The sequence below is a fragment of the Longimicrobium sp. genome (assembly GCF_036554565.1).
GTDB lineage: Bacteria > Gemmatimonadota > Gemmatimonadetes > Longimicrobiales > Longimicrobiaceae > Longimicrobium.
The window spans coordinates 1-2019 of the sequence record NZ_DATBNB010000341.1 but is presented as its reverse complement, the minus strand read 5'-3'; the positions used below and the strand labels follow the sequence as shown (position 1 = coordinate 2019).

The window sequence follows — 2019 nt, the reverse complement described above, 5'->3', positions numbered from 1 at the left end:
CTTCACCATCTCGTGCCCAGGCTTCACTCGCACCATCTGCCCGCCTTGAGGCACCTGTCCGTCGTCCAATGCTTTGGGACAGTGAGGGAGCTGGCGTAGCGGAGGCTCTGGCCCACCCGGCGGCCGAGGTCAGGCGCCTTGGCGGTTCTGTCAGGGTTCGCGCCAACTGGCCTGCTTGGCCGCCGGAGCGCCGCTGGTAGGCTCCGGGACTGGCGGCGGCGGGGTTCTGGATGGAGCGCGTGTGCTGCGGCTCGGCGGCGGTGACGGAGCGGCCGGAGCGCACCGCCCAGGGCTACCGCCGGTTCCGCTGCCGGGATTGCGGCAAGACCGCATGTCCGCTGTGTTGAGGCGGTTCGCCCCACCTGTGCCGGGTTGAGCAGGGCTCCCCGGCGTGGCCGGACCCGTGCTCAACGCACGGAGGACGAGCCATGAAGAGGCAAGGGGAAGCATTCGTCGGGATCGACACCGCCAAGGCGCGGAACGCGGTCGCGGTGGCAGAGGGCGAGCGGAACGGCGAGGTTCGCTACCTGGGCGAGTTCGACAATACGCCCGACGCGGTGGCCAAGCTGGTGCGCCGGCTGGCCGAGCGCTACGGGGTGGTGCACTACTGCTACGAAGCCGGCCCGACGGGATACGGGTTGTATCGGCAGATCCGAGCGCTCGGGCAGGACTGCGGTGTCGTCGCGCCCTCGCTGATCCCGCGCCGGCCGGGCGACCGGGTCAAGACCAACCGGCGGGACGCGACCTCGCTGGCGCGGCTGCTGCGGGCCGGCGAGCTGACGACGGTCTGGGTGCCGGACGAGACGCACGAGGCGGTACGGGACCTGGTGCGCACCCGGGCGATGGCGATCGAGGACTACCGCCGCAAGCGCCAGCACGTCTCTTCCTTCCTGCTGCGGCACGGGCGCAGTTACGAGGGCAGCCCGACCTGGAAAGGCCTGCACCTGCGCTGGCTGGACCGGCAAGCCTTCGCCCATCCGGCCCAACGGCTGGCATTCCAGGAACTGCTCAATGCCGTGCGGGCCACGGTGGAGCGGATCGGGAGGCTGGAAGCCGCCCTGCTCGAGGTGGTGCCGGCATGGACGATGGCGCCCGTGGTCGCGGCGTTCCAGGCCATGCGCGGGGTGGGCTTCCTCACCGCGACGACGCTCGTCGCCGAAGCGGGGGACATACGCCGCTTCGACCATCCGCGGCAGCTGATGGCCTTTCTCGGACTGGTGCCGTCCGAGCGCTCGACGGGGGAAACGAAGCGCCAAGGCGCGCTCACCAAGACGGGCAACATCCGCGCGCGCAGGGCCCTGATCGAGGCCGCGTGGACCTACCGCCACTCCGCCGGCATCGGCGACAAGCACCAATCCCGGCAGCGCCACCTTCCGGAGCGGATCCGCGACATCGCTTGGAAGGCGCAGGTACGCTTGTGCGCCCGGTACCGACGCCTCGTCGCACGGGGCAAGCGCGTCACCGTCGTAGTCGCCGCGATCGCACGCGAGATCGCCGCATTCCTCTGGGCCATTGCGCGCCACATCGATCCCGGCGCGCAGGGAGCGTCGGAGGCGTAGCACCGGCGCGCTGATGCACTGAACGGGCTGGGCAAAGGAGGGAGCGCCAACCGGGACAGCTGCTTTTGTGCAAGGCTGGGGGCGGGGCCACGGTGGGGAACTCCCGACGAACTGCTTGGAGGCCGGCTTCGTGCCGACGCCCGTCGCAAGACAGGGACCAGCCCCGGACGGATGACGGAAAGGCGGTATCCAACCCGCGCATCAGAGAAGGTCAACCTGCGTCCAGCGGTCCCGTCCCCTGCCTTGCACGACCACATCGACTATCACCCACGCTGAGCGGGGGGTGGAAAACTGCGTCCAAGACCCTTGAAAGCGGACATCAGAGCAGTTCAACGAGCGCAGTGGCGGCCTGCTGAACCGGGCGCAGTACCCTTCCGACGTCGTCGCCCTCGTGGTGCTGTGGCGGCTGCGCTACCGCCTGACCCTGCGCGACCTCTGCGAGATGTTCCTCCAGCGCGGC

Annotated in this window: 1 protein-coding gene and 1 pseudogene; both read left to right on the top strand. The window is 69.9% G+C overall.

Annotated elements, in window-relative coordinates; genetic code table 11:
• The first annotated feature begins 428 nt into the window (after positions 1 to 428).
• Positions 429 to 1559: an IS110 family transposase gene (locus tag VIB55_RS09625; protein ID WP_331876435.1), complete on the top strand. Its 1131-nt coding sequence runs from the start codon at positions 429 to 431 to the stop codon at positions 1557 to 1559.
• Between the two features lie 328 nt (positions 1560 to 1887).
• Positions 1888 to 2019 (top strand): annotated as a pseudogene (locus VIB55_RS25645) (IS6 family transposase); the annotation flags it as partial.

What these genes read in the sequence shown, in the direction of transcription:
- VIB55_RS09625 (WP_331876435.1), top strand. Translation starts at nt 429, where the DNA reads ATGAAGAGGCAAGGGGAAGCATTCGTCGGGATCGACACCGCCAAGGCG.